Consider the following 20,849-nt stretch of genomic DNA (forward strand, 5'->3'; position numbering starts at 1 on the left):
GGATACAGTTTGAGTTTTCGAGCGGCGTGTTGAGCGGCGTGCATGAGCGGCACAATAATAAAAGTCGGCAGGCTCCATTCGTGGATGGTTTTCTATCAAAACTGAAAATCTCTCTGGGCGACAAAGCAGCTACATCAACCGATGGCGATGGTGCCTGCAATGCTGTGTGGCAGACAGGAAAAAATTCTACAAAAGCCGTGTGGCGTGATTCAGAATGGTTCGTTGATGTCTATTATACGCCATCTAACGGAAAGCCGACACGTTCATCCGAGGAAGAATCTGCCATTTGGGAGTTCTATACTCCTTTGGAGGATAGGCTTGGAAAGGAGGCAGCGTTGAGCGCCACTGCCAAGCATTTCAAAATATCCCGCGACGATGTGTTCCAAGTAATTGTGCGGGGTCTAGAGCAGGGAAGGCCACTGCCTGAAATCACGCCCTTGCCGTTGCCCCAGTCTTCGAAAGGCCCGGCTCCTGAAGCCGCTGGCCGTGAGGCGCTACCGAAAGAAGATCGCCGTTCCTATGACGCACTGAAAGCCAAAGGCTATTCAGATACCGATGCCCGACAAGCGGCGGCAGCGATAAGGCGGCTCTGTGAAGCTGGTAAAGGTGCGGACTGTCAGTAAAGAGTGGTCGTTCTATTGAAAGAATTTTTGAAACGGGGGCAGGGAATGAAAATCTTAGCTTTGGTAACATTGGCATGTCTGCCAATATTGGCTTCGTGCGGGAATAAGGGTTATGATGAGCCTGTTGTTACGAGCAACGCAGCTGCGTCGGTTTCGACAATGGATGGTTCGCCATCGACCGTTAGCGGGTCACAGGCAAAGATAAATGAAATCGACGGAGGCATGGCCACGCTGCAAGCGCATCATGCGGAGGATTCTGTGAAGATGGATCGTCTCATTGGAGAGTGTCAGGCCGAGACCGGGGCTGTGATGCAAGGTGAAGGTGCGATGCGGATCGTCAATTGTGTCAACGGCAAGTGGTAAACTGGAAAATAGCGGACCAGTTTGCTGCCATGGAAAAGAGCATAATTGTGGCGTCTGGTCTTCTTATCGCAGGGTGCCAGCAACAAACTACAGACATTCCTTCAAAGGTCGATCAGTCACATCAAAAAGAAAGTCTCGAGGTATCACAATCTAGATCGTCAGATGCAGGTTTGGTAATTTACCTTGAGGCAAAAAATTGCTTCATTGATACCATGATGAACTCGATGAACCAAGAATCGAGCGGAGAGTTTAAGGTTAACAAGGTTCTTGCGGACGCATTCATGGAAGATGTTGTGAAGGCAGGTGGTCAGATCGGACGAAACAAAGAGAGTGTTATGGAGGAATTGCGCTCAACTGTTGCCGAAAGTGCTGAGAAAACTTCAAACATGACGGAAGCCGACAAGCAGGGTTACGTTAAGGCAACTCATTCCCATGCACTGGATTGCCTTCGAAATAAGAAGGCCGCTCTACAAGGTTGAGAGCGCTTGCTGGAGTGCGTGATACAAAAATCAAAGGTTTTGCATCAGATCGGAAAACCTGCAAATCCAGCCCCTTCCCTGATGCATAAATCTGATGCACGATTCTGCCTGTGATTTACGGTTACGCCCGCGTCTCTAGCCCGGCCTATTCATGAGACTGAGGTTCCGGGCTTGTTGGGTGGCGATGCGTTTTCGGTGATGTGATCCGGACGAGCGCCTCTGGCGGTGTTTTTCACCGCGGTGGGATCGATGGGCTTTTCGGGGTTAATGGAGGGGGGCTTGCGGTTCGGCGGCACGGCCGCGCGGGCTATGTAGGAGCAGGCCGAAGGTTGGTGGCGACGGCCTTGAACGTGGCGGCATCGGGGCATGCTGACGCGAAGGCGATGCGGATGCGCGTTGCGGATTCAATGACGCGGGCGGCGACCTTGAGCAACCGGAGGCGGATCGTTGCGAACTCGGCGACGGCAAGCGCGGCAGATTTTGGATTTCTTGCTGGATCCGCCACAGGAGCCAGTAGGCGGCGGTGTGCAGAATGAGGCGCATCTGGTTGGCATTGGCCGAGCGGCACGAGGTGCGATCGCTGGCGAGCTGGGTCTTGTGCCGCTTGATCAGGTTTTCGGCCTGGCCGCGGGCACAGTAGAGCGTGTCGTAGATGTGCTCGGCCGAGCCCTTGGGTCAGCGAAAGTGACGACATAGCGGATGTCCATGCCCAGCGTGCTGGCCTCGATCCGGGCGACGACGCGGCGCTGGCCCTTCCAGCTTTTGGCGCCGTAAGCGGGTCTCGGCATAGTTTCGCAGGATCACACGCTGCTCCTCGGCCCGCTTGACCGCGCAGGTATCGGCGACGGCGACGATGGCGGGATCGGCCCGCAGCGCAGCGTTGGTTGGCAGGGCCGAACACGAATCGATGCCGTACGCCTCGCAGAACGCCATGGACCTCGGGGCGGCCATAGTGCCCGTCACCGCGGATGGTGAGGTGGGTATCGGGCCAGTGCCGGCGGATGTGACGCACCAGACGCCGGATGTGGCCAGCAGCTTCGGCGCCAGATGGCGTCTTGCCGGTGCGAAGCAGCATCGCCACCGGCCGGCCACTGGCGGTGTCGTAGACGTGGATCGGCAGGAAGCAGCGCTCGCCATGGTGCCCGTTCCAGAACGAGAGCTGCTGATAGCCGTGGACGACATCGCAGGTGTCATCGATATCCAACGTCACCGCCGCCGGCGAAGTGGGATAGCTGGCGCAGTAGATATCGATCATGGCGGCCATCAACTTCGCCAGTTCGCGCGTGGTCGGCGCGTTCTCCCAGCGGCTCATCGTGGGTTGGCTCGCAAGCCCGGCACCGGAGCCCGGCAGCTTGCCCAGCGCCAGGCGGAAGCCGGGATCGTCGCGAAGGGCGTCGAGATCGTCGGCATCCTCGTATCCGCAAGCGATCGCGAACACCCGGGCGCGCAGGATGTCGGGCAGCGCATGGATCACCCGGCCAGGGTCACGCGGGTCGGCTATGCAAGCGGCAAGCCGACGGCAGATGCCCATCGCGCGCTCAGCCTGTGCCAGTAGCAGGACGCCGCCGTCCGAGGTCAGCCGACCACCATTCAAAGGCGGCTGTGACTTTCCGGCTGCGCACTGCTGGGGAATCGGAATGGGTTTTGCAGTATCGTCGGTCATGGCGGGGTGGCCTGTGGCATCTTCTGCCCTGCGGCAGGTTCGGCTTAGACACCCAGTTCCTAATTTCAGATCAGAGGCTTATGCCACTCCCGCCAACCCTCTCGGCCAACGCGGTGAATAAGCCGGGCTAGCACCGGCCAAAATCTGGCCCCAGCAACTCGCCCAGCTTGAAGCGGCGGGATGCACCAAAATCTATCGCGAGAAGATCAGCGGCGCGTCGGCCGAGCGGCCCCAGCTCAGGCGGCGATCGGCGCGCTCGATCCCGGCGACGTGTTGATGGTGACGGGCGACCGACCGGCTTGCCCGCAACACCCGCGACCTGCTGAACATCCTCCATGCGGTAAAGGAGGTTGGCGCGGGGCTTCCGCTCGATCGCCGAGCCGATGGTCGATACCACGTCGCAATTCGCCGAGGTGATTATCGCAGTGCTGGGGATCGCGGCGAGCTGGGAACGCGCGCGGATTACTGAGCGCACAGCCGCAGGGCGAACCCAGGCCAAGGCGCGGGGCGTCAAGTTCGGTCGCAAGACCGCCCTCACCCCTCACCAGCAGACCGAGGCATTGCGGAAGCTCGACGCCGGCGACACGCAACGCACCGTCGCCGCACTGTTCAACGTCAGTCAGGCGACCATATCGCGGCTTCCCAGGCCGTAGGCAGGCGCGCCCTGCCGGGCCGCGCTCTATCTCCGCTACGCTCCGACCGAGCCGCCCGTGGCTGGGCGCCTCGTCCCTGACAGGCAACGATCGCTCGCGCGAATAGGAGGCCGCTTAAAAGCGACCGCGTTGTTATCCCACCCACCCAACCCTTGGGCCGGGCTTTTTGCCCGGCAAGAAGAAGGTTGTGCGATCTTGCTATTCTGCATATTCATCAGACTATCAGAATTGAAGGTGTGCACACTTGCATATAATCACACTTGCAGCGCAAAAGGGCGGCGTCGGCAAAACGACGCTCGCGGTCAATCTGGCGGTTGCGGCCGCAAGCGGCAGGCATCAGGACGGCCCTTTTCGACCTCGACCCACAGGAAAGCGCGACGGCGTGGAGCGAGCGCCGCGAGGCCGAGCTACCCCACGTGGAGCCGATCAGCGCGCGCCGCTTGAACCAGGCGATCGACGCGGCCGAGGCAAACGGTTTTGACCTCACCATCATCGATACGCCCCCGGCAGCCGGAGCCGAGGCAGCCGCAGCCGCACAACGGGCCGATCTCGTGCTGATACCGTGCCGCCCCTCCCTCATCGACTTGGACGCAATCAAGCGCACGGCTCAGCTCATCATCAGCACCGGCAGGACCGGCTTTGTCGTGCTCAATGCGGCCCCGCCTACGGCAACGACGCTACTGGATGATGCGAGGACACTGGCGGAGGATACTGGATTAAAGGTCGCGCGCGCAGTCATCAGGGAGCGCAGCGCCTATCGGGCAGCATGGCCCTACGGACTTGGCGTGGCCGAGCATGAACCCAATGGAAAAGCCGCCCAGGAGATTGCGTCGCTTCGCCAGTTCCTGTTTGATGAATTGCAGAATTGCACACCTGCAAATGTGAAGGCTTGATGTTATGGCACGACGTTCCTCACTCCTTGCGCCTGCCGTCGCCACAAATGCAAAGCCCGAGTCCGCCGCGCCTGAGCGTGTAACGTCCCCACCGGACGCGCGCGCTCCCCGATCGAGCGGGCAACGTCCTGGCAAATATCACTTGGGCGCTTACTTCGACCCGGCCGATCCAACTGCCGAGGCGTTCCGGGTGCTGGCGGCAAGGACGCGCCGTAGCCACCAGGACTTGTTGGCCGAAGCGATCGCCGAACTGGTCGCCAAATATGACGCCGACAAGCAGTTCGGACGTACTTGAACGTGTGCACACATGCACAATTGCAAGCGTGCAGGATTGAAGCATGAAGAAACGGCGCGATCCTAGCCCGGAGTTCGACCTGTTCCTGCCCATCATGGGCGACCTTCCGCTCAAGGATCAGCGGAGACGATGGAACGGCCGTTCTTTTCCTTGCAGAAACGCAAGCGGGTCAAGCCGATCGAATATACCAGCCCGGACGGCGCAACCTGGGTGAAGATCGAGGCGATACCCGCCTACGGCATGGCGACGATCTGGGACGCCGATATCATCATATGGGCCACGTCAGCGCTTAATAGAATGCGGGAGCAGGGGATAAACGACCTGCCCAGGACGCTTACAACCACGTCCTACGACCTTTTGCGGGCGATCAAGCGCAACACCAGCGGGCGCGCCTATCAAGACCTCCAAGCCGCCCTACAGCGGTTGCAGGACGACTTCAATTTCCACGTCCATCCGCGCGCCCAAGCGTCGCAGCAAGGCGGGTTTCAACTGGCTCGACAAATGGACGTTGGAGGTCGATCCCGAAACCGACCAGCCTCGCGGCATGACCATCACACTGTCGGATTGGGTCTATGAGGGGATCATGGCGGAGCGGTCGCTTCTCACCATGCACCCAGATTACTTCCTGCTGACCGGAGGGCTTGAGCGCGCGCTGTATCGTATCGCCCGCAAACACGCCGGCAATCAGCGCGGCGGGTGGACGTGCCGGGTAGAGGTACTGCGGGACAAGACCGGCAGCGGACAGCAAGCCCAAAGAGTTTCAACCGGATGCTCCGCAAAATCGTGGAGGCCAACCAACTCCCCGATTATGCTGTGGAAATGGTGGCGACGAATGATGGTAGCCCAGCCATTCAATTCCGGTTGAGAGGGGAGGCGGAAGCCTTGGCGCTCTCCGAGCAGCTCCAGGCCGAGCAGGACCGACGCGACCGCATGGAAGCCGATCGACGCCGCACCACAGAGGTCGATGACCTCATGGACCGACTTTCAGGCCGCTCCTAACTATCGTGTTATCACACACCGGCACCCGGCTGACGGTCGATATCAGGGGCGGCAAAGCCCCTTGGACACCGGCAAGCGGCGTTCCCGAGCCGTTTGCTATCGTGTTTTCACACACCTTTGATTCGTGTTTTCACACACCGTGCTATCGTGTTTTCACACACCGAATCACGTGTTTTCACCCACCGCACGCTCCGGTAAGCCTTTGCCTTAAAAGCAAAAAATAGCCATTTTTGACGGCTTAACCTACTTAACGATTCATATTTAACAGAATCCTTTAACGGCGGCAGTCCTCCAACGACCGATAGGAGAAGGTTAAATGGAATCGGCCTATGGCCGATACGCTTTCGCTTCGTGCCGCCTTTGGCGTCACAGAGGCGGCGTAAACGCCGCTGGCTAGGCGGGAAGAAGTAAGGCGGATGGCGCAGGAATCGCTCGCTACAGCCACCCAGGCGCGTTGTCAGGGCAGGAGAGGGGCTTTCGGGTAGTTCGGGGTGCCGATGGTCGCGAGTGCCCCCAGGAGGCTTAAATCAGGCCGGATCAAACAGCCCGGCGAACTCGCGCTGATCGTAGTAGCGGATTTTCTCAACCGCGAGCGGGTGTTCGCCCTGGCGAAGCAGCAGGGAGCTGGTCGGGCCGCATCCGCATGATTTCGTCGGGCGTGGCGAGCCGGCGGGCGGAGACATGACCGCTGACGCTTTCCGAGGGGCCGGCGCGATTTTCACCCCAGCCGGTGCCGCGCGACGTGCTGACGGTGTCATATTCGATCGTGGTGTCGCCGATCGTGCGCGATAGCATGTCGGCGGTCGCATGATCGTTCACCCCGAACGTCTGGATCACGCCTGCGTTGGACATGAACGTGCCGGCGCGCTCGCCATAGGTCGCCTTGAGCTGGTGCATATCCTGGAGGATCGGCCAGAGCTGGAGGCCATAGCCCGCCATCAGCCCCATCGCGCGCTCGACCGGTTCGAGGCGGCCGAGCGCGGCGAACTCGTCCAGCAGGAACAATACGGGCCGGACAGGCCGGGCGGTGGACCGCGCCATGTCGGTTACGGCCTGGCTCACCAGCAGCCGCAGCCAGCGGGCATAGGTATCGAGCCGATCGGGCGGCAGGCACAGGAACACGGTGGCAGTCGTGTCCTTCAATTCCGCGAAGGTAAAATCGGACGCGGCCGTGCTGGCGACGATGCGGGGGCTATCGAGAAAATGGGTGTGGCGCTGCGCCGAGGACAGCACGCCGGCCGCTTCGCGGTCGGACTTGCCGAGCTGGCGGTTGGCGGCGCGGGCGATCAGGCCACCGGCGCCGGCGCTGTCCTGCATATCGGCCAGCAGCGCGGCGAAGCCGGCAGGGGCGAAGCGTCAGCTTGTCGCGCACCGTCGCCAGCACGCGGGCGTGGGCGGGTTCGTGGATGACGGTGTGCAGGATCAGCCCGGCGATCAGCGCCTTGGCTTCCTCGTTCCAATGCGCTTCGCCCGATTGCCCCGGCGCGTCATGCACCAGCGCGTCGGCGAGGGTGTTGGCATCTTCCGCGAGATCAAGGCTGGCGGGATCGAGCCGGTCGAGCGGATTGTAGCGTGACGGGGGCTGACCCGAGACGCCGAATGGATCGAGGCACCAGACCTTGCCCTTGGCGGCACGCGCGCGGGGCGGTGACGCGCGCGTTCTCGCCCTTTGGGTCGATGCAGATCACCGAGCGATCGAGCAGCAGCAGGTTGGGGATGATCGTCCCGACCCCCTTGCCCGAGCGGGTGGGTGCCATCGTCAGCAGGTGCGCCGCGCCGTCGTAATGCAGCAGCTTGCCCGACTTCGCCGAACGGCCGATGAGAAGATCCCCGTTCTCCTCCAGCTTGCGCACATCGGCACGGTCGCCGAAGCGCGCCGAGCCCAGCAGGTCGTTCTGCCGGTTGGCGGCGCGGCGGTTTGATGCGCCAGGTCGCGAACAGGATGAGGCCGAACAGCAGGAACGGAACGTCGGTCGATATCTCGCCACGGCCAAAGATAGCCTTGAGCTGGGCGTTGCTGATGAACAGCACCAGCACCGCCACGAAACCCGCGAGCCGCCAGCTGATCGGCCGACCCCCGCCGATGAGCGGACCCGCCATCAGCGCGCCGCGATCATAGGCGTGATCGCAACGCGCGATCGGCGTCGGGATGATCGAGCAGCCGGAGCAGGATTTGCGACACGAGCGGAGGGGGTACGCCCTCATCCAGCATCATCTCGAAAAGCGCATCGTCGTTGGGCGTCGGGATCATGTTTTCGATCACCAGGTTGGCGCGCGAGTCCGCCATGTCCTCGTGCCACATGGCGACTTCCGCCGGGGTGCCGCGCACGAAATCCATCGCGCGGACCTGGCGGCGGATCGTCTCGATATCGAAACCGCTCATTGCGCTTCGCTCCCTTCCGCTTCCGCGTCGAACGCCCGCTTGCCGCGCCGCTTCCACAGCGCCAGCACGTCGTCGGCATCATCGTCGCGCCCACGCCCGGCGAGATCGAGCAGCGCGCCGTAGAGGGTGGCGCGGTCATCGTCGGTCAGATCGACCAGGCCAGCTTTCTGGACCAGCCCGCCCAGCTCAATCAGGTGGCGGGTGCGTTCACGACGTTGCACGACCCAGCTCCTGCTATCCGTTCGCCGTTGCCCCGCTTCCGCCCGCATCGTCGCCGCGCGGTTCAGTCGCACTGCCCGATCCGTCGATTGCAACAGCGCTGCCACCTTTGCGCCCGCGCCGCTGAAAGAAGGCAGCGCCTTTCGCACGCCATGCCTCCTTCGCGCTCGCATCCTTCGATCCGATCGCATCGAGCAGCACGCCGGCGAGGGTTTCCGCATCGAGCGCATCGGCACCCGTAGCGGCGACAAGCTGGCCGAGCTGTTCGACCCGCTTCGCCTTGAGCGCGCGGGCTTTGTCACCCAGCGCCTTTAGCTCGGCATCGTAATCGCGAACCTTCCGCATCGCCTTCACCCTTCTGCGCACCGGTAAGCAGCATTCTAGCGCACCCAGCTTGGGGTAAAGCCAGAACGATCACAAAGCAGCACCAAGTCGGTCAGGAGGAGCGAAGCGGAGGATGAGTGCGCGCTTATACGTCGTTGCCGACGTGCGCAAAGTAGGGCAGTGTGCGGAGCGTCATGGCGATCTACCATTTCTCCGCCAAGGTTGTGAGCCGTGCGAACGGATCGAGCGCGGTTGCGAGCGCCGCCTATCGTTCCGCGTCCGAGCTGCACGATGACCGGCTTGGGCGTAACCACGATTTCAGCAATAAGGCGGGCGTGATCCACTCCGAGGTGATGTTGCCGGAGGGTGCCCCGGAGCGTTTGAACGACCGCACGACCTTGTGGAACGAGGTGGAGGCAGGCGAGAAGCGCAAGGACGCGCAGCTTGCCCGCGAGGTGGAGTTCTCGATTCCGTGCGAGATGAACGAGAAGCAGGGCGTCCATCTCGCCCGCGATTTTGTGAAGAAGCAGTTTGTGGATCGCGGGATGGTCGCGGACCTGAACGTGCATTGGGACAAGGCGAAGGACGGCACGCCGAAGCCGCACGCGCATGTGATGATGACGATGCGGGACGTGGGGCCGGAGGGGTTCGGCAAGAAGAACCGTGACTGGAATTCGACCGAGCTGTTGAAGGATTGGCGCGAGGCGTGGAGCGCGCACGTCAACGAGCGCATGGCCGAGTTGGGCTTGGAAGGCCGGATCGACCATCGTTCCTATGAGGCGCAGGGGATCGGGCTGGAGCCGCAGCACAAGATCGGCCCGGCCGCATCGCGGCGACCGGAGCAGGGGCTTGAGGCGGAGCGGATCGAGGATCACACGCGCATCGCCCGCGAGAACGGCGAGAAGATCATCGCCAACCCCAATGTCGCGCTGGACGCGATCACCCGGCAACAGGCGACGTTTACCGTCCGCGATCTTGCGACGTTCGCGTTCCGGCACAGCGACGGCAAGGAGCAGTTCGACCAGGTGATGGGGGCGGTGCGCGCCAGCCCCGAGCTGGTCACATTGGGGAAGGACGGTCGCGACCAGGAGCGGTTCACGTCGCGCGACATGATTGCGGTGGAGAACCGGCTTGAGCGCGCGGGCGACGAACTGGCGGACCGCGCCGGGCATGGGGTCGCCAATCGGCATCGTGACGCGGCGATCGGCGCGGCCGAGGAGCGGGGCCTTGTCCTGTCAGGCGAACAGCGCGACGCCTTCGACCATGTGACCGGCGATGCGGGGCTGGCGTCCGTCGTCGGCTACGCCGGCAGCGGCAAGTCCGCGATGTTGGGCGTCGCGCGCGAAGCGTGGGAAGGGCAGGGCTACAAGGTGCGCGGCGCGGCGCTATCGGGCATCGCGGCGGAAAACCTTGAAGGCGGGTCGGGCATCCAGTCCCGCACCATCGCCAGCCTTGAACACGCATGGGGGCAGGGGCGCGAGCAGCTAGGCCCCAGGGACGTGCTGGTGGTGGACGAGGCCGGCATGATCGGCTCGCGCCAGATGGAGCGGGTGCTGTCCCAGGCACGCGACGCCGGGGCTAAGGTCGTGATGGTGGGCGACCCTGAGCAGCTGCAGGCGATCGAGGCCGGCGCGGCGTTCCGCAGCGTCACCGAGCGTCACGGCGCGGCCGAGATCACCGAGATACGCCGGCAACGCGAGGACTGGCAGCGCGACGCTACGCGCGCGCTGGCGACCGGGCGCACGGGCGAGGCGATCCATGCCTATGACGGCATGGGCATGGTTCACGCGGCCGACACGCGCGAACAGGCGCGGGCCGAGCTGGTGGACGGTTGGGATCGTGCGCGCCAGGCCGAGCCGGACAAGACCCGCATCATCCTCACCCATACCAACGCCGAGGTGCAGAGCCTCAATGGCGAGGCGCGCGACCGGTTGCGCTCATCCGGCGACCTTGGCGACGACGTGACGGTGAAGGCCGAGCGCGGCGAGCGGCAGTTCGCGACCGGCGACCGCATCATGTTTCTGCGCAACGAGCGCGGCATGGGGGTCAAGAACGGTACGCTGGCGACGATCGAGCGGGTATCGCCTGAGGGCATGGCGGTGCGCCTCGATGACGGGCGCGGCGTCGCGTTCGACCTGAAGGATTACGCCCATGTCGATCACGGCTATGCGGCGACGTTCCACAAATCGCAGGGCGTGACGGTCGATCGGGCGCACGTCCTCGCCACCCCCGGCATGGACCGGCACAGCGCCTATGTCGGCATGTCGCGGCATCGTGACGACGTGCAGCTCCATTACGGCCTCGACGACTTCGCCGATCAACGCCAGATCGTCCGCGCCCTGTCGCGCGACCGGGGTAAGGACATGGCGGGCGATTACGCCAAGCCCGAGCAGGACCAGGCGCGCGCGTTCGCCGATCGGCGCGAGATCCGGTTCCCGGAACTCGCGCGTCAGGTGGCGGCGAAGGTCCGCGACAAGGCGCGGGGCATGTTCGACGGCTTCCGGCCGAAGCCTGCGGCCGAGAAGGCGACCTTGCCGGCGATCGACCGTCCCGCCACGCCCGACCAAGGCAAGGCGATCGAACGCTACGCGCGCGCCGCGGCCGATATAGAGCGGATGCGCGCGAAGGATTTGCCGGTGCTGCCCCACCAGGCCCAGGCGCTTGAGAAGGCCGGCGCGGCGCTGGACCGCACCCGCCCGGACGCGGCGCGCGACCTCGCTTCCGCGCTCGCGCGCGATCCCAGGCTGACCGAGCAGGCCGCCCAGGGCAACACCGCCGGGGCGGCGCGGGCGATGGCCGAGGAAGCGAGGGTGCGCGCCAACCCTGAGCTTCGCGCCGGCAGGTTCGTGGAGAGCTGGCGCGCGATGGGCGAGCAGCGGACGCGATTGGAGAAGGCCGGCGATCGCGAAGGGGCGGAGCGGCTGCGCGGTCGTATGGAGAAGCTGGCGGGCGGGTTGCACCGCGATCCCCAGCTCGAATCCGCGCTGGCGAAGCGCGCGCCCGAGCTGGAGCTGAAAATGGAGCGGGGCCGGTCGATCGGGCAGGAACTGACGCAGCAGATCGGCGGGCGCGACCGCGACCGCGGCATGAGCTTGTAGAATATGATGGACGACGAGCAGGACGGAGAAACCGCGGCCGAGGCGTTCGCGCGGGTGGAGGGCGAGCTGGCGCTGTTGCGGCGCGCGGTGGAGCGGCTGGCGACCGAGCGCGCCGAGCCCGAGCAGCCCGACTATAGCGAGACGTTGGGGCGGATTGCGAAGGCGATCAACAAGCTTGCCGAGCGCATGGACGTGCTCGCCGAGAGGCCGGGCGTCAGCATCACGCCGGACGGAATCGCCCGCCAGATCGCGGCAGCGGGGGTGACGGTCAGGGCGGAGGACGCGAGGACGATCGCCACGGCGCGGAGCAGCCTGGACGAGGCGGCGCGTCGTTTAAACGGCCTGGTTGCGACGGCGACGACAGCGCGGGAGCAGAAGCGCCGGCTCGCGTGGACGGCGATCGGCGGGGTGGTGATCGGCATGATCCTATGGGCGGCGTTCGCCGGTGCGGTCGCGCGCGCCGCTCCCGAAGGCTGGCTATGGCCCGAGCGCATGGCGGCGCGGACCTTGCGGCTCGACACCTGGGAGGCGAGCCGGCGACTGGCGGCCGTGAGCAAGCCCGAGCAGTGGAACGCGATGATCCGGGGCGGGCTGTTGATGCAGGAAAACCGCGCCGCGATCGAGCGGTGCGGGCGCGACGCGGCCCAGACGGGTGAGCCGGTGCGATGCACAGTCAGGATCGGGCCGGTGGAGCGGAGTAGGAAATGAGCAGCGACCCGGAGTTAGACCGCTGCCCGCACCTATTCCGCCAAGCGCTCGATGATAGGACAATCTGGCCGATCATCCCCGTGGCAGGCTTCGGCGAGCGCAGTAAGGGAGCGGCGCATGGCGTCCAGCGCGCGCGCCTTGCGACCCAGCTCGGCCGCGCGCGCTTCCGCCAGTGCCTTCACTTCAGCGCTTGCCCGACCGCGATCCGACCACAGGGCGAGCAGCGTGCGGATTTCCTCGATCGGAAACCCCAAGTCACGCGCATTGGCGATGAAGCGCAGCCGGTGAACATCGGCGTCGCTATAGTCCCGGTAGCTGCCGCGCCGGGGCGGCGCGGGAACGAGCCCGATCTTTTCATAGTGGCGGATCATGCGCTGGGAGACGCCGCTGGCGTCGGATGCCGCCCCGATGTTCACAGCTTCACCGCATTGAGCCGCAGCGCGTTGAGGACGACGGTGAACGACGACAGCGCCATCGCCGCGCCAGCGATCATCGGCGACAGCAGCAGGCCGGCGACGGGATAGAGCACGCCGGCAGCGATCGGCACACCGATGCCGTTGAACAGGAACGAGAAGAACAGGTTTTGCCGGATATTCCGCATCGTGGCGTGCGCGAGCTTGCGGGCGCGCACGATCGCCGAGAGATCGCCGCGCGTGAGTGTCATGCCGGCGCTTTCGATCGCCACGTCCGTTCCCGTGCCCATCGCCAGGCCCACGTCCGCAGCCGCCAGCGCCGGCGCATCGTTGATGCCGTCGCCGGCCATCGCCACCCGTGCGCCGCCAGCTTTCAGCTCGGCAACGATCCGGGCCTTGTCTTCCGGCCGCAGATCGGCGCGGACTTCATCGAGTCCGCCCACCGCGCGGGCGACGGCATCGGCCGTGGTGCGATTATCCCCCGTCAGCATCACGACCCGCAGCCCTTCCTTGCGGAGCGCAGCGATCGCTTCCCGGGCATTGGCGCGCACCGGATCGGCGACCGCGACCATGCCGGCGAGCGTCCCGTCAACCGCGACCAGCATGACGCCCGCGCCTTCGCGACGGCGACGATCGGCGGCTTCATCGAGCGGGGCGGGGTCAGCTCCGATCCGGCGCATCTGCGCGGCGTTACCGATTACGACCTGGCGGCCGTCCACCTTGGCGCTGACCCCAAGGCCAGTTTGCGAGGCAAAGTCCGCGACCGCGCCAAGCTGCAATCCGCGTTCCTTGGCGGCGGTGACGATGGCATGGGCGAGCGGGTGTTCGGATTGGGCCTCGACCGCAGCGGCGAGCGCCAGCAGCTCGCCTTCGCCGACCGCGCCCGACGCCTCGATCGCGACCAGCTTGGGCTTCCCTTCCGTCAACGTGCCGGTCTTGTCGATCACGAGCGTATCGATCTTCTCCAGCCCCTGGAGGGCTTCCGCGTTCTTCACCAGCACGCCGGCACGCGCGCCGCGTCCCGTGCCGACCATGATCGACATGGGCGTGGCGAGCCCCAAGGCACAGGGGCAGGCGATGACGAGAACGGCGATGGCGTTGAGCAGGGCATGGCCCATGCGCGGTTCAGGGCCGACCAGCGACCACACCACGAACGTCGCGATCGAGATCAGCACGACCAGCGGCACGAACCAGCCCGACACCCGATCGGCGACCGCCTGGATCGGCGCACGGCTGCGCTGCGCTTCCGCGACCATGCGGACGATGCGGGCGAGCATCGTATCGGAGCCGACTGCGCGCGCTTCCATGACCAGGCTGCCCGTCGTGTTGACGGTGCCCCCGGTGACAGCCGCATCGACTTCCTTGAGGACCGGCGCGGGCTCCCCGGTGAGCATGGATTCATCGACGGAGGACCGGCCCTCGATCACCACACCATCGACAGGGATCGCTTCGCCGGGGCGGACCCGCAGCCGATCGCCGGCGGCCACGTCGGCAAGGCCGACTTCTTCCTCAGAGCCGTCCGCTCGCAACCGGCGCGCCGTCTTGGGGGCCAGGTCCATGAGCGCGCGGATCGCGCGCCCCGTTGCCGCCCGGGCGCGCAGTTCGAGCACTTGCCCGAGCAGCACCAGCGTCACCACGACGCCGGCGGCCTCATAATAGACCGGGACCATCCCGCCATGCGTGCGGAAGGTGGCAGGGAAGATGCCGGGCGCGAGCGTCGCGACCAGGCTGTAGAGGAACGCCGCGCCGACCCCGATCGCGATCAGGGTGAACATGTTGAGGTGGCGGGTGCGGAGCGACTGCCATCCTCGCACGAAGAACGGCGCACCCGCCCACAGCACGATCGGCGCGGTGAGCGCGAGTTGGACCCAGGGGGAGGCGGCCGGGCTGACCACATGAAGCCCGAGCATTTCGGCGACCATCGAGACGATGAGCAACGGGACCGAGAGCGCGCCCGCGACCCATAGCCGCCGGGTGAAATCGATCAGTTCGGGGTTGGGCGCATCATCAAGCGACGGTTCTTCCGGTTCGAGCGCCATGCCGCAGATCGGGCAGGTCCCCGGCCCTTCCTGCCGGATTTCCGGGTGCATCGGGCATGTCCACATCGCTCCTGGCGTCGCCATTGGCGCGGGACGCGGCTTGGCGCTCACATAGGCGTCGGGATCGGCGACGAACTTGGTCCGGCACCGCGCGCTGCAAAAGTGATAGGCATGGCCGGCGTGCTCGGCATGATGCGTCGTCTTTTCCGGATCGACCGTCATCCCGCATACCGGGTCGATGACCGTCACCGCGGCATCTCCCGCGCGTCCACCCGAGCAGCATCCGCCCGCTTTGGCGTGACGGTGTTCATGCTCGACAGGAGCCGCGGCGGCCAAGCCGTCCCCGGCACGAGCATGAGAATGAGGGTCGTTCATGGCGCAACTCCTTCGACCCGAGAGCATGTAGGGTCTGACACCATGTCAGGGTCAAGGTTTACCCGATCGTCTGCTGAGCCTGCCGCGCTGTAGTCTCTTTCCCAGAGGGTCGCGATGGCAGGAGGTCAAAACCGGTCGGATAAGACGTGGGAGGTAACCCCCGCCTTTCTGCGGCTTTGAGCGGTGCATAACCCCGCTCATAATAAACTCAGCGTCGGGTATTAATCGCGTTGAATCTCCGCGACACGCCGCGTAGCGGCCAGTTCGAGGATGCGGCCGATGACGGTATCGTAGAGCTTGGGCGGGATGAAGCCGTAGGCGAAGCGATCCTTGCTCCCAGGTACGGGCCGAATATCATAACCGGGCCAGGCGAACTGGTTCACTTCATCCAGCACTATCCAGGAGCGATCGTCATCGAGGCCGAGCGCCTGCTTGACGCGGGGTGGTAGCTCAATCGCCTCCCCGTCCTTCGCTGGCGGGGTGTGCGTGATCGGTGCGACCGTCACGCGCGGGGCACCACCCTTGGGGCTTTGCACCGCCAGCACGATGACGCTGGGGCGGACCTTACGGCCTTCCTCCTGTCCTTTGCGATGCTCGTGCCGCCATAGATAGGCATAGGGAATGACCAGGCCCGGTTCCGGGGTGGGAAGCGACAAGGCTCAATCCATCAGCGCATTGAGATGGTCGTGGCGAGGATCCATCCGTGATGCCGCCAGTGCCTTCAACGTCGCGCCGTCCAGCTCCTCGACCGCCAGGGCGGTAGGGGCCATCGCCTTGAGGCGCTGGTATTCGTCATAGTCGCGAGCGGACACGAAGTAGCCGGTAACTCGATTGTGCGTCACCACGGCGACCGGCTCGCGTTGAGCCTCTTCGCGATACCGTCCAAAATTGCGGGCGAACTCTGTCGCAGCCACCTGTGTCATCGTGCCCTCCTTGGCGTCGGAGACGGCATACACAAAACGCGCGTTTTTCGCAAGCCGGCTATTCAGGCTAATGATCTGCCTCTAGAATGCTATCGAACGGCACAAGCATCCGGGGGGACTCATGAGATTCGGCTTTGTATTTACTGTGGCAGCACTTGTTTGCGCCGCGCCAGCCTGGGCGGGCACCAAGCTGTGGGGCGACTTTGAAGCAGGTATGACGCCGCAGCAGGTTGTCGATGTGGCAGTGAAAATCCCAGGTGTGAATGGTGCGAAGATCAAGCAAAAAAAGGACCGCGTTGAGGTCGATGTTAGCCACGGCATGTATTCTAAGTTTGAAGTGGCCGGGAAAAAGAGTCGTTTGAACTTCTCTTTCCGCAATGGCGTATTGTTCGCTGTTGAGATTTCGCCGGAGCCTTATGAGTTTGGAACGCCGGGATGCATCCAAGGCGGCGTTCAGGCCTTCCGCTATTATGACGCACTGCTGAATACCAAATACGATCAAAACTATAATCCAACTCCTGATGTGGACGATAGCCAGGTCAATCTGATGATTGCGCGTGCCAATCTCGCGACGCTGAGCAAAGAGCGATACACGGTGCCAGTGGACAGCATGGCCGCAGGCTACACCGATGGAAAGGTGCAGATCATAAACCGAGTTCGCTTCGCTTATCTGACAGTCGGGCTATGCGGTCGTCAGGGTAACTTACGCGGTTCTACCTCCCTCAGCTATATGGACAAGGCTGAGTTTGAGGCGGCGGCAAAGATGAACCAGAATAGTCGCGATCAAGCTGTGACCAATCTTGGTAAGGACCTGTAATTCCTTCAACGAGACCGCAGCGAGATGGAGCTTTAAGGAATCTGTGCGACAATGAAAAGTCGGTAGCTAGAATATTCGATACGAAAAGTTTGACCAAACCGGGCGGTCAAATCTATCGTACAATAAGCTCGCTACCGAACTATATTACTATAGACGGCTCTGTTGCAAAAATCGTGAAGCTTGAACATGCTTGGCGGAGATTGGACGGACGGAACGATGACGGATTTCAAGTGGCGCCATTTCCAGGGTGATGTGATCCTGTGGGCGGTGCGCTGGTATTGTCGCTATCCGATCAGCTATCGCGACCTTGAGGAAATGCTGGCGGAACGCGGCATTTCGGTCGACCATACGACGATCTATCGCTGGGTCCAGTGCTACGCCCCGGAGATGGAGAAGCGGCTGCGCTGGTTCTGGCGGCGTGGCTTTGATCCGAGCTGGCGCCTGGATGAAACCTACGTCAAGGTGCGGGGCAAGTGGACCTACCTGTACCGGGCAGTCGACAAGCGGGGCGACACGATCGATTTCTACCTGTCGCCGACCCGCAGCGCCAAGGCAGCGAAGCGGTTCCTGGGCAAGGCCCTGCGAGGCCTGAAGCACTGGGAAAAGCCTGCCACGCTCAATACCGACAAAGCGCCGAGCTATGGTGCAGCGATCACCGAATTGAAGCGCGAAGGAAAGCTGGACCGGGAGACGGCCCACCGGCAGGTGAAGTATCTCAATAACGTGATCGAGGCCGATCACGGAAAGCTCAAGATACTGATCAAGCCGGTGCGCGGTTTCAAATCGATCCCCACGGCCTATGCCACGATCAAGGGATTCGAAGTCATGCGAGCCCTGCGCAAAGGACAGGCTCGCCCCTGGTGCCTGCAGCCCGGCATCAGGGGCGAGGTGCGCCTTGTGGAGAGAGCTTTTGGCATTGGGCCCTCGGCGCTGACGGAGGCCATGGGCATGCTCAACCACCATTTCGCAGCAGCCGCCTGATCGGCGCAGAGCGACAGCCTACCTCTGACTGCCGCCAATCTTTGCAACAGAGCCGCCTAGCCGGCCAACGCTTTAATGCCTGACGGCAAAACACCGCTTGACCCAATCGAAGCACATAAACTGAAGCGGCATACCAAGCCGAACCGTTGGACGCGCCTTCGGCGCGGTGCTCCCGGGAGGAGCATGCGATTTCTGTTGCGCCCAAATGGTCGAGCTGCCGTCCGGTCGAAGCGTATTTTCGGCTTGAGCACGACCGTAGCGCACCGGTCTGAGCGAAGTCGGGCTTGCTTGTTGCCTGCATCCTTCCCTTTCTACCTGATCGACCCTCGATTTCGCCGCGGCCGAGGCGAACTGGCGCCGATCGCCACCTTGTAACGAGAGCCCCACCCCGCCGATGTCGCTGGACCGCGAATGCCGAGGCACCCCGCGCCTTCGACCAGTTACACCTGTGACGATGGGAACATGGGCGCTTGCCGCCTTCTACGATCAAGCGAATAACCGGCTGCGCCTACGGTTTCCGCTGCGCGGACCCTCCGTTTTTTTGCTTGATCGCGGCGGCAACGCGCCCCTTCAATTCCCATCAGGAATTACCCTGATCGATAGAAGGGCAGGACCATGCAGAACATCGCGGAGTTTCGGATCATCGGCCGGGTCGGCAAAATCACCGAGCATGACAAGGTGACGAAGGTCAGCGTTGCCGCCAACTACAACCGCCAGGAGAATGGCGAGTGGATCACGGACACGCACTGGAACGAGGTGACGGTGTTCGGCAAGCTGATCGAGCGCGCCGCCAAGTCGCAGAAGGGAGACTTGGTGCATATCACCGGCCGGGTTCGGCAGAACTCCTATGACGCGCCCGAAGGCAAGCGCTACACGGTGGAGCTGATCGCCGACGGCTTCGCGGTTCTCGCTAAAGGGTCGGAGGATCGCGACTAAGCGCGGGAAGGGCCGCCTACCGGCGGCCCTTCCCGTCTTCGCAGTTCCAGCTCGACAGCCTCGCGGATGAAATCGGCTTGGTTCTCCCCTTCCCGCAGCACCGACTTGACCCGCGCCAGCGTTCCGTCTGGAAAGCGCGCCATCGTCTGATCGGCGTTAATCCGCGGGCGACCAACCGTTCCGGATTTGTTAGAGACCATCTCGTGCCAAGCGCATTGTTGATACCACCTATTGACGCGATTTAAGATACCACTTATTACATGATGCGCCCTTCATCAAGCAACGGAGCCGAAGGCGATGGACTGGGATAATCTGCTAGTGATCGGGCTTTTCGTCCTGATCGTGTGGGCCATCGCCAAAGGCGGGACCGGCTACAGAGGTGCGCGCACTTTTAGCGGTGACACTCCAGAAGAGGAGGGACGTCGCAACACGCGCACGGATTCCAACTATCAGGGCCACGATCGCTGGACCAATAATCGCTCAGATCGTGGCTGGTAGCGCGTGAAAACGATCGCCATCAATGTTGAGAAGGGGGGCGCCGGCAAGACGACGATCGCCTGCCATCTCGCGTGGATACTGGCTGATGCCGGCCATCGCGTGCTGTTTCTTGATCTCGACCGCCAGTGCAACGCGACTGAGGCGCTTGCTGAGTTCGAGAGCCTTGGCACCTGCAAGCCACTGTTCGAACCCGACTACGCGCCCCCGACTTCCCCGCCTCGGTTGTCGATTTACTCGAACCGCATGGGGGGAGAGTATGACGCAGATTACACGAAGGCGCTCGCCAACATCCGGACGAATTTCCCGCGCCTTGGTCCTGTTTTCGACTTTTGTGTCATCGACACCCCTCCGTCTTGGTCTTGGATCAACTTCGCGGCGCTGATGGTGACGGACTCTCTAATTATCCCCGTCGAGTTGGGGCCGTTCGGGCCAGCGTCGACTAAACAGGTATCGGACTCGATCGCCACGGTGAACCAGCGAGCCAGATCGAAACCGATCCACGTGGCCGGTTTGGTCGCAAACCGGGTGAAGGCGAACGACCGTGCGCAGATGGAAATGCTGGCGGCGATCCGTGCGAAGGTCGGCAAAAACCTATTCACCAGCTACCTTCCCGACCGTTCGCATTACAGCCAAGCCCTCCAGGAGCATGTGCCGGTATGGCGGTTAAACAAGGACGTGCGAGGCTCGCTGCCAGCGATGCGCGCCTTCCTTGAAGAAGCCATGACCCGGATCGGGAGCCAAGCATAATGGACTTCGACAATTTCGACGTGTTCAGCGACAAGGCCAGTGTCGCCGACGCAGATCGCGTCCAGCTTCTCGATACTAATTCGGTGTATCCTGATCCCGAGAACGTGCGCAGCGAGATCGATCAGGCAAGCATCGACGAGCTGGCTGAGACGATCAGAGAGCGCGGGCAGCTTCAGCCGATTATCGTCGCGCCGAAGGATCCTGATGGGCGCTACCGGATCATGTTCGGCGAACGCCGTTGGCGCGCGTGCCAGAAGCTAGGCGTGCAGGTCCGCGCGATCGTCAACAAGAGCGACGACGTTGAGCAGGTTCGCATCGATCAATTCATCGAGAACGATCAGCGCGAGGATCTTTCGACGGCCGACATGATCCGGTTCGTGGCCGGGCAGGTTGCGAAGGGCCGCACGCTTGCTGAACTGC

Annotated in this window: 22 protein-coding genes and 5 pseudogenes; 15 read left to right on the plus strand and 12 right to left on the minus strand. The window is 63.2% G+C overall.

The window, feature by feature from the left end:
* Positions 1 to 80 precede the first annotated feature (80 nt).
* From F1C10_RS16400 to F1C10_RS16410, 3 genes are read left to right on the plus strand one after another with little or no spacing between them, the layout of a single operon-like run.
* Positions 81 to 623, plus strand: a complete 543-nt coding sequence (locus F1C10_RS16400) for a hypothetical protein (RefSeq protein ID WP_219729822.1) — start codon at positions 81 to 83, stop codon at positions 621 to 623.
* Between the two features lie 15 nt (positions 624 to 638).
* Positions 639 to 986 carry a hypothetical protein gene (locus F1C10_RS16405; protein ID WP_185210366.1) on the plus strand — a complete coding sequence of 116 codons (348 nt, stop codon included), beginning with the start codon at positions 639 to 641 and terminating at the stop codon, positions 984 to 986.
* 29 nt (positions 987 to 1,015) lie between these two features.
* Complete coding sequence (locus tag F1C10_RS16410) at positions 1,016 to 1,465, plus strand: hypothetical protein (protein ID WP_185210367.1); 450 nt, start codon at positions 1,016 to 1,018, stop codon at positions 1,463 to 1,465.
* 307 nt (positions 1,466 to 1,772) lie between these two features.
* Here F1C10_RS16410 and F1C10_RS16830 read toward each other — a convergent pair whose 3' ends face one another.
* The 3 genes and pseudogenes from F1C10_RS16830 to F1C10_RS16840 all read right to left on the minus strand — a co-directional run.
* Positions 1,773 to 2,033: a transposase gene (locus tag F1C10_RS16830; protein WP_258043207.1), complete on the minus strand. Its 261-nt coding sequence runs from the start codon at positions 2,031 to 2,033 to the stop codon at positions 1,773 to 1,775.
* Positions 2,012 to 2,119 (minus strand): annotated as a pseudogene (locus tag F1C10_RS16895) (transposase); the annotation flags it as partial. The gene F1C10_RS16830 and the pseudogene F1C10_RS16895, both read right to left, overlap by 22 nt.
* A gap of 241 nt (positions 2,120 to 2,360) precedes the next feature.
* Positions 2,361 to 3,128: pseudogene (locus F1C10_RS16840) on the minus strand (IS1380 family transposase); the annotation flags it as partial.
* 142 nt (positions 3,129 to 3,270) lie between these two features.
* On the opposite strand from F1C10_RS16840, the pseudogene F1C10_RS16420 reads away from it, so the two are divergent.
* From F1C10_RS16420 to F1C10_RS16435, 5 genes and pseudogenes are all read left to right on the plus strand, one after another.
* Positions 3,271 to 3,781, plus strand: a pseudogene (locus F1C10_RS16420) (recombinase family protein).
* A gap of 244 nt (positions 3,782 to 4,025) precedes the next feature.
* Positions 4,026 to 4,262, plus strand: coding sequence for a ParA family protein (locus F1C10_RS16845; RefSeq protein WP_258043202.1), 237 nt, complete (start codon positions 4,026 to 4,028; stop codon positions 4,260 to 4,262).
* On the plus strand, positions 4,198 to 4,674 hold the full coding sequence (locus F1C10_RS16425; protein WP_258043203.1) for a ParA family protein: 477 nt from the start codon (positions 4,198 to 4,200) through the stop codon (positions 4,672 to 4,674). The genes F1C10_RS16845 and F1C10_RS16425 overlap by 65 nt, the downstream gene beginning before the upstream one ends.
* A 4-nt stretch (positions 4,675 to 4,678) precedes the next feature.
* Positions 4,679 to 4,969, plus strand: a complete 291-nt coding sequence (locus F1C10_RS16900) for a ribbon-helix-helix domain-containing protein (protein WP_308458088.1) — start codon at positions 4,679 to 4,681, stop codon at positions 4,967 to 4,969.
* Between the two features lie 43 nt (positions 4,970 to 5,012).
* Positions 5,013 to 5,968, plus strand: a pseudogene (locus F1C10_RS16435) (replication initiator protein A).
* A gap of 527 nt (positions 5,969 to 6,495) precedes the next feature.
* On the opposite strand, the pseudogene F1C10_RS16440 reads toward F1C10_RS16435, so the two are convergent.
* From F1C10_RS16440 to F1C10_RS16455, 4 genes and pseudogenes are all read right to left on the minus strand, one after another.
* A pseudogene (locus F1C10_RS16440) lies at positions 6,496 to 7,863 on the minus strand (type IV secretory system conjugative DNA transfer family protein); the annotation flags it as partial.
* Between the two features lie 218 nt (positions 7,864 to 8,081).
* Complete coding sequence (locus F1C10_RS16445) at positions 8,082 to 8,351, minus strand: hypothetical protein (RefSeq protein WP_185210369.1); 270 nt, start codon at positions 8,349 to 8,351, stop codon at positions 8,082 to 8,084.
* Positions 8,348 to 8,572 carry a conjugal transfer protein TraD gene (locus tag F1C10_RS16450; RefSeq protein ID WP_185210370.1) on the minus strand — a complete coding sequence of 75 codons (225 nt, stop codon included), beginning with the start codon at positions 8,570 to 8,572 and terminating at the stop codon, positions 8,348 to 8,350. The genes F1C10_RS16445 and F1C10_RS16450 overlap by 4 nt, the downstream gene beginning before the upstream one ends.
* A gap of 13 nt (positions 8,573 to 8,585) precedes the next feature.
* Entirely contained in the window at positions 8,586 to 8,915 is a 330-nt protein-coding gene (locus F1C10_RS16455) for a conjugal transfer protein TraD (protein ID WP_185210371.1), read from the minus strand.
* A gap of 173 nt (positions 8,916 to 9,088) precedes the next feature.
* On the opposite strand from F1C10_RS16455, the gene traA reads away from it, so the two are divergent.
* Together traA and F1C10_RS16465 are read left to right on the plus strand one after the other, a co-directional pair.
* Positions 9,089 to 11,992 carry a Ti-type conjugative transfer relaxase TraA gene (traA, locus tag F1C10_RS16460; RefSeq protein ID WP_185210372.1) on the plus strand — a complete coding sequence of 968 codons (2,904 nt, stop codon included), beginning with the start codon at positions 9,089 to 9,091 and terminating at the stop codon, positions 11,990 to 11,992.
* Between the two features lie 6 nt (positions 11,993 to 11,998).
* Positions 11,999 to 12,700 (plus strand): DUF6118 family protein, encoded by a 702-nt coding sequence (locus F1C10_RS16465; RefSeq protein WP_206430613.1) that lies wholly within the window; start codon positions 11,999 to 12,001, stop codon positions 12,698 to 12,700.
* A gap of 32 nt (positions 12,701 to 12,732) precedes the next feature.
* Here the strand turns inward: F1C10_RS16465 and cueR are convergent, their stop codons facing one another.
* The 4 genes from cueR to F1C10_RS16485 all read right to left on the minus strand — a co-directional run bounded on the left by cueR (position 12,733) and on the right by F1C10_RS16485 (position 16,450).
* Entirely contained in the window at positions 12,733 to 13,116 is a 384-nt protein-coding gene (gene cueR / locus F1C10_RS16470; protein WP_122163086.1) for a Cu(I)-responsive transcriptional regulator, read from the minus strand.
* A complete protein-coding gene (locus F1C10_RS16475) occupies positions 13,113 to 15,527 on the minus strand; it encodes a heavy metal translocating P-type ATPase (RefSeq protein ID WP_374939388.1) in 2,415 nt (804 codons plus the stop codon). Before F1C10_RS16475 ends, cueR begins: the two co-directional genes overlap by 4 nt.
* A gap of 221 nt (positions 15,528 to 15,748) precedes the next feature.
* Complete coding sequence (locus F1C10_RS16480; RefSeq protein WP_185210374.1) at positions 15,749 to 16,183, minus strand: type II toxin-antitoxin system PemK/MazF family toxin; 435 nt, start codon at positions 16,181 to 16,183, stop codon at positions 15,749 to 15,751.
* A gap of 3 nt (positions 16,184 to 16,186) precedes the next feature.
* A complete protein-coding gene (locus tag F1C10_RS16485) occupies positions 16,187 to 16,450 on the minus strand; it encodes a type II toxin-antitoxin system Phd/YefM family antitoxin (RefSeq protein WP_185210375.1) in 264 nt (87 codons plus the stop codon).
* Positions 16,451 to 16,571: 121 nt separating this feature from the next.
* Between F1C10_RS16485 and F1C10_RS16490 the strand changes: the two genes are divergently transcribed.
* From F1C10_RS16490 to F1C10_RS16500, 3 genes are all read left to right on the plus strand, one after another.
* Positions 16,572 to 17,267 carry a hypothetical protein gene (locus tag F1C10_RS16490; RefSeq protein ID WP_185210376.1) on the plus strand — a complete coding sequence of 232 codons (696 nt, stop codon included), beginning with the start codon at positions 16,572 to 16,574 and terminating at the stop codon, positions 17,265 to 17,267.
* Positions 17,268 to 17,483: 216 nt separating this feature from the next.
* Positions 17,484 to 18,248 carry an IS6-like element IS6100 family transposase gene (locus F1C10_RS16495; protein ID WP_001389365.1) on the plus strand — a complete coding sequence of 255 codons (765 nt, stop codon included), beginning with the start codon at positions 17,484 to 17,486 and terminating at the stop codon, positions 18,246 to 18,248.
* Positions 18,249 to 18,863: 615 nt separating this feature from the next.
* Entirely contained in the window at positions 18,864 to 19,184 is a 321-nt protein-coding gene (locus tag F1C10_RS16500) for a single-stranded DNA-binding protein (RefSeq protein WP_185210377.1), read from the plus strand.
* Here F1C10_RS16500 and F1C10_RS16945 read toward each other — a convergent pair.
* A complete protein-coding gene (locus F1C10_RS16945; protein ID WP_374939389.1) occupies positions 19,181 to 19,384 on the minus strand; it encodes a YlcI/YnfO family protein in 204 nt (67 codons plus the stop codon). The two genes, F1C10_RS16500 and F1C10_RS16945, sit on opposite strands and share 4 nt — an antisense overlap.
* 301 nt (positions 19,385 to 19,685) lie before the next feature.
* On the opposite strand from F1C10_RS16945, the gene F1C10_RS16505 reads away from it, so the two are divergent.
* Together F1C10_RS16505 and F1C10_RS16510 are read left to right on the plus strand one after the other, a co-directional pair.
* Positions 19,686 to 20,429, plus strand: a complete 744-nt coding sequence (locus F1C10_RS16505) for a ParA family protein (protein WP_185210378.1) — start codon at positions 19,686 to 19,688, stop codon at positions 20,427 to 20,429.
* A gap of 104 nt (positions 20,430 to 20,533) precedes the next feature.
* The coding region (locus F1C10_RS16510) for a ParB/RepB/Spo0J family partition protein (protein ID WP_258043205.1) at positions 20,534 to 20,849 on the plus strand (316 nt) is incomplete at its 3' end.

It is taken from the genome of Sphingomonas sp. NBWT7, from assembly GCF_014217605.1.
Taxonomy (GTDB): Bacteria; Pseudomonadota; Alphaproteobacteria; order Sphingomonadales; family Sphingomonadaceae; genus Sphingomonas.

Bases quoted from the DNA above. Each gene is read 5' to 3' on its own strand.
- F1C10_RS16410 (WP_185210367.1), top strand. From the start codon at position 1,016: ATGGAAAAGAGCATAATTGTGGCGTCTGGTCTTCTTATCGCAGGGTGC.
- F1C10_RS16900 (WP_308458088.1), top strand. From the start codon at position 4,679: ATGGCACGACGTTCCTCACTCCTTGCGCCTGCCGTCGCCACAAATGCA.
- F1C10_RS16445 (WP_185210369.1), bottom strand. From the start codon at position 8,351: ATGAGCGGTTTCGATATCGAGACGATCCGCCGCCAGGTCCGCGCGATG.
- F1C10_RS16455 (WP_185210371.1), bottom strand. From the start codon at position 8,915: ATGCGGAAGGTTCGCGATTACGATGCCGAGCTAAAGGCGCTGGGTGAC.
- traA (WP_185210372.1), top strand. From the start codon at position 9,089: ATGGCGATCTACCATTTCTCCGCCAAGGTTGTGAGCCGTGCGAACGGA.
- F1C10_RS16465 (WP_206430613.1), top strand. From the start codon at position 11,999: ATGGACGACGAGCAGGACGGAGAAACCGCGGCCGAGGCGTTCGCGCGG.
- F1C10_RS16475 (WP_374939388.1), bottom strand. From the start codon at position 15,527: ATGAACGACCCTCATTCTCATGCTCGTGCCGGGGACGGCTTGGCCGCC.
- F1C10_RS16485 (WP_185210375.1), bottom strand. From the start codon at position 16,450: ATGACACAGGTGGCTGCGACAGAGTTCGCCCGCAATTTTGGACGGTAT.
- F1C10_RS16490 (WP_185210376.1), top strand. From the start codon at position 16,572: ATGAGATTCGGCTTTGTATTTACTGTGGCAGCACTTGTTTGCGCCGCG.
- F1C10_RS16495 (WP_001389365.1), top strand. From the start codon at position 17,484: ATGACGGATTTCAAGTGGCGCCATTTCCAGGGTGATGTGATCCTGTGG.
- F1C10_RS16500 (WP_185210377.1), top strand. From the start codon at position 18,864: ATGCAGAACATCGCGGAGTTTCGGATCATCGGCCGGGTCGGCAAAATC.
- F1C10_RS16945 (WP_374939389.1), bottom strand. From the start codon at position 19,384: ATGGTCTCTAACAAATCCGGAACGGTTGGTCGCCCGCGGATTAACGCC.